Source organism: Acaryochloris sp. IP29b_bin.137 (assembly GCF_028285745.1).
Lineage (GTDB): Bacteria > Cyanobacteriota > Cyanobacteriia > Thermosynechococcales > Thermosynechococcaceae > Acaryochloris.
Genome location: NZ_JANQOP010000325.1, coordinates 1 through 4984, shown reverse-complemented (window position 1 = coordinate 4984; position 4984 = coordinate 1). Strand labels below are relative to the sequence as shown.

At 46.2% G+C, this 4984-nt stretch carries 4 protein-coding genes; 3 read left to right on the top strand and 1 reads right to left on the bottom strand.

Features of this window, described 5'->3' with window-relative positions; genetic code table 11:
• Positions 1–229 precede the first annotated feature (229 nt).
• Both Q0991_RS22325 and Q0991_RS22320 read left to right on the top strand, forming a co-directional pair.
• Complete coding sequence (locus Q0991_RS22325) at positions 230–1123, top strand: LysR family transcriptional regulator (RefSeq protein ID WP_299492735.1); 894 nt, start codon at positions 230–232, stop codon at positions 1121–1123.
• Between the two features lie 135 nt (positions 1124–1258).
• Positions 1259–2131 carry an MnmC family methyltransferase gene (locus Q0991_RS22320; RefSeq protein WP_299492733.1) on the top strand — a complete coding sequence of 291 codons (873 nt, stop codon included), beginning with the start codon at positions 1259–1261 and terminating at the stop codon, positions 2129–2131.
• Between the two features lie 45 nt (positions 2132–2176).
• On the opposite strand, the gene Q0991_RS22315 is transcribed toward Q0991_RS22320, so the two are convergent.
• Entirely contained in the window at positions 2177–3445 is a 1269-nt protein-coding gene (locus Q0991_RS22315) for a glycosyltransferase family 4 protein (protein ID WP_299492730.1), read from the bottom strand.
• A gap of 709 nt (positions 3446–4154) precedes the next feature.
• On the opposite strand from Q0991_RS22315, the gene Q0991_RS22310 reads away from it, so the two are divergent.
• Positions 4155–4460 (top strand): hypothetical protein, encoded by a 306-nt coding sequence (locus Q0991_RS22310; RefSeq protein WP_299492728.1) that lies wholly within the window; start codon positions 4155–4157, stop codon positions 4458–4460.
• The last annotated feature ends 524 nt before the right edge of the window (positions 4461–4984 follow it).

Below are 4984 nucleotides of genomic sequence, written 5' to 3'. Positions count from 1 at the left end.
GGTAGATATTGCCAAAGTCATCCCAACTCTCCCAAACCTTTTCGAGGGAGGCATAGATGGTTCGATATACGGTCACATTCGCCATGATGATGCTCCTATGCGGGCAGGAAAGATCAACCGGTTGAGGTTGATGGTGCCAACTGGCTTTCCTTCGATAGTATGTAATCATTCCTGCATTGAGAAGCCCAAAATAAGCACCCTGCCGTTGCATAAATGCACCAAAGAAATCATGAACTGGGATGATTTGAGAATCTTTTTAGCAATTGCCCGCCAAGGATCTGCTCGGGCTGCTGCAGCCAAGCTGGGGGTTCACCACTCCACCATCACGCGTCGGATTGATGCCTTTGAATCCACACAGAAAACGCGCCTCTTTGATCGGTTACCGAGCGGGTATGCCCTGACCTTAGCGGGGGAAGAACTACTGGCGGGGGCTGCTCGGGTCGAGGACGAAATGAATGGGATTGAACGCCATGTCCTCGGGCAAGATATTCAGCTACGGGGCAATCTTCGTGTGACGATGCCAGATGCCCTAGCGGTTCATTTCCTCATGCCAGATTTGGTGTGCTTTATGGAGGCTTATCCAGAGGTGAACTTGGAAGTCCTGATTTCCTATGAGGTCTATAACCTCACCAAGCGGGAAGCGGATGTTGCCATTCGCGTCACTGAAAACCCGCCTGAACATTTGGTGGGGCGAAAAGTGGGGTGTTATCACTGTGCCAATTATGCATCTGTAGATTATTTGGCAGCTCATGCACTGCCCGAGAATACGGAAGGGGCCTATTGGATTGGTTGGGATGCACCAACCCCCTATCCAGACTGGGTGCGTAAGAGTGAGTTTCCCCATATTCCAGTGCGCGGGCGATTCGATAATGCGATCGCACAACTCGCAGCAGCCAAAGCTGGTCTGGGACTTGCCCGTATCCCCTGTTTTCTAGGTGATCCAGAACCCACCCTAAAACGAGTTCCCCCCGGTCAGAGTGCTCCCTGTCATGATGTCTGGATTTTGACCCATAAAGATCTGATCTCAACAGTTCGTATCCAAACCTTTATGGACTTCATGACTACAGCATTTCAGCAAAAACAAGATTTATTGGAAGGGCGTTGCCCTTCTGCATCCCTTTAACGGCAGAGGGCATGGCGGCATCATCCGGCAGATAGAACATGGCTAAACTAAGAAGCTTTTAACTTGTCAACATGGCGATTATTTTTTAATTTTGGCGCCTCTAAGCTGAGAATTTCACTTTTACGACTAGTAGCGATGGATAATGCAGAAAATCTAACTCCCCAGCCTACAACAGATGGTTCTTTTACCTTTTATTCCACTGAGTTTGGAGAATGCTTCCACAGCCGCTATGGGGCCCATCAGGAAGCAATGGGCAAGTTTGTCTATCCCACCTTGCTTCCGGAAAAAGCAAAGCAGGAACAGGTCAAAATCCTCGATGTTTGCTACGGCCTGGGATATAACACCGCTGCGGCCTTAGAGACGATTTGGCAGATTAACCCTGACTGTCAGGTACAAGTTTATGCGCTAGAACTGAATCCAGCGGTCCCAAGAGCTGCGATCGCAAACGGTGGATTGCAAACTTGGTCACCCCAAGTTCAGACCTATTTAAACACCTTGGCCCAAGATCTGGCGCTCCAGGCTTCCTGCTGCCAGGCACAGTTACTGGTGGGTGATGCTCGTCAAACCCTTCAGGTCGTCCATCAAAATCAGTTTCTCGCGGATGCGATTTTTCTCGACCCGTTTTCTCCACCGAATTGTCCGCAGCTTTGGACGGTGGAGTTTTTTCAGGTCTTAAATCAGTGCCTCCATCCCCAAGGGCGCTTAGCAACTTACTCTTGCGCAGCGGCGGTGCGAGCGGGATTGCTGGAAGTGGGATTTGCGATCGCAGCCAGTCCTCCCGTGGGTCGGCGCTCAACCGGAACGATTGCTGGGCAAAACTTGACGAATTGCTTAGCCTTAACCCCTCAAGAGCAGGAGCATCTGCAAACAGTTGCCGCTGTTCCGTATCGCGATCCTCGGCTTATCGATACGGCATCTTCCATTCTGACTCGACGCCAGCAAGCACAGAAAACATCGAATTTAGAGCCAACCAAAGCTTGGAAAAAACGGTGGTTTAAATCCGCTTAGCATCGGGATTATTCAAGGGATTTCTTACAGGCTTTAAGATTATCGTTAACCTGCACTGATAATCTCGTGAAAGAGAGACTCATATTGACGTGATTGTATTTCTAGATTGAAGTTTTCCTCTGTTTTTTGGCGAGCATTTATGCATAGTTGCTGATAACGATTGAGGTCTTCGAGTATCCAAAGAATGCCTTGGGCAAGATCGCGACTCTCGAAAGGCTGAGCGAGATATCCATTGCCCTGATGTTCGACGATATCCTTTGGGCCCGTTGCATCAAATGCCACAACTGGCGTACCACAAGCCAATGCTTCAGATGCAGTTTGACCAAATGTTTCATGGGTAGATGGAACCACCATGATTGAGGCTGCAGAATAGGCCAACACTAAAGATAGTTCATCTCTTAAGCGCCCCAAATAGTGCACGGGAAATCCCAATTCAAGCGGTTCCTGCGGCTCACTAATACCAAAAATAGCAATCTCCAATCTATCTAAGGCGTTCGTTTCGCGGAGTTGATTAAGCGCTGATTGAAGAAAATGGAACCCTTTTCTTGGATCATTGGTAACCCCCGAGGAAGCACCGAATAGAACAATATCTTTGTTTTGAGGTAGCTTTAGGGCGTCCCGGGCAAAGTTTCTATCTAGAGGTCGAAACAGTTCGAGATCTAATCCATGATGAATAACTTCAGTCCGGCGATGATGAAATAGAGAACTAGACTGAATAACTTGAGCCAACCACTGACTGGGGGCTATCAAAGTCAGATTAATCGCTTGCCAGGCTTGCTTTTTGCGCTTCCAAACTTTGTGGGATAGATCCTGGGATGATTGACTATTCAGTTGAGGACAGGCACCACAGGATTGAGTGTAGCGATCGCAATCTTGGGTGTAATGGCAACCCCCTGTAAAAGGCCACATATCATGAACAACCCAAACCTTGGGTTGCCTTACCTTTGCCAAAGTTTCAATCTGTAGAAACCCATTACATATCCAATGTAGAACCACGATATCTGGGTTCAACGCATTGACTCGATTCGCCAGCGTATCGGGGAACCATTGGGTTGAAAACATGTTGCGACTGCGCCGCTTATAGCGTCTGAGGGGCAGTCCATTCATAATGGGTCCCAATCGCGTTTGAGCTGTTTTTTCTACAAAGACATGACGGTCAGCCCCGTCCCTAGCCCGCACCAGCATTTGGGAGTTAGCCCCAATGGCCCGCAATCCCTGATGTAACCGATAAGCTGCTTTAGCTGCCCCACCGTCCAGATCGGACGTACTCAAATGCAAAATCTTCATCGTATGAGCGTTGATTGACTCCTTCATAGAAATTCAGCGCAATGCTAAACCATTGACATTGGACACTCGATCTTCGCCACCGCCTTTATATGATCAGCCAATCGAAGCGCGAGCGCAATGATGGTTAGCGCTCTGCCTTGAATAAACAATCTCTACCAAGCGTTCTTTCAACGCAAAAACCAATTCCTACCATCACAATACTTTCAAAAGTTGTAGGGAAGACATAGCCCTACAACTAAAAAGCTATTCTTGCACCCAAAGAATAAGAATATTACTTTGTGCTTAAATATCGCCATTCAAAGAAAGTTGACTATAGCAAAATATCATGGCTTTGCCTATTTCATTACTTAGCGACAGGGTACATATACCAATAAAACACTTGAGTGAATACCATTCACCAAGACATACAAGAATAATGAATAACAATCCAAGAATCGTCACATGAGACAAGTGAAATCCTTTCCTTGAAAGGATTTAATGCAAGTAAGTTGCTGTAAACATCCAGCATCCTGCATAAAGATCACCCTAAAAATATCAAAGTATCACCTTTGAATTGTGATCCAGATTAGAGAGGACTTGAGGAATACCCGATAGTTTACTAAAAGAGAGAAAAACAAATCAAATGCAAGTTTATTGAATTACTTTTATCAGGAAAAAGGTCATTCCGCAGCTTCATTTTGAATCTCTCACACATAAACTAGTTAACAATTTTTATCTTCTGTTGGAGGAATTCATTATGTTAAAGCCAATCAAAGTTACGCTGATTGGTCTATTGGCAGCAACTACAACCACCCTTGCCATCCCTCAAGCGAATGCATTTACTGTTGCATCTGGAACTCAGTCTGAAGCACTAGAGCAAAATGACAAGACATTAGATCCTCATCATAAAGAGCCCAAAATTCGTAAAGTACGCTGGCGCAAAAAGTGGGTATGCTTCAAGCGTCCAATTGTTTTCTACCGTCATGGACGAAAATTTGTTAAGTTCAAGCGCCACTGCCATTGGAAGCGTTACCCAGTCGGCCATCACGATCACCATCGTTAAGTTGACACCAGTTGATACTATCCCAACTCTCAGGCCTGAGAAGAATCAATAATGTCATCAATTGAATGGACCCCATTTAGCTCTAAGGATCTTCAAACTCCTAGAGCTATTCTGCTAAAATTTGCCTTTGAGATCGTTACTAAAGCTAGGTATGCAATAGCTGAACCGGGAGGGCACTGGTCTATTAACAGGATCTACAAGGGCAAAATCCTTTTGTTCTATGGGCTTCAGAGGGGTAGTCGAGTGAGATTATCTCAGCCCCTCTAGTTGGGGGAGGCTCGAAAAAGGTTCTACTGAAGGGAGTAGATAAGCCAAGATACTCCCATGAAAGAGAGAAAAAGGCCATTACTGTCAGAGCTAGCTTGCGTGAACTCGCAATGTGAAAGCTATGGTCAAGCGGGCCTTGAGAATTTAACAGTACGCAACGGCGTTGTTGCATGAATCGATCTTTGCTGGGAGGAGGTTTCAGCGATCCAGATTGTCCAAAATGGATAAAAATCGAAGATTCTCCCCAACTCTAAGCT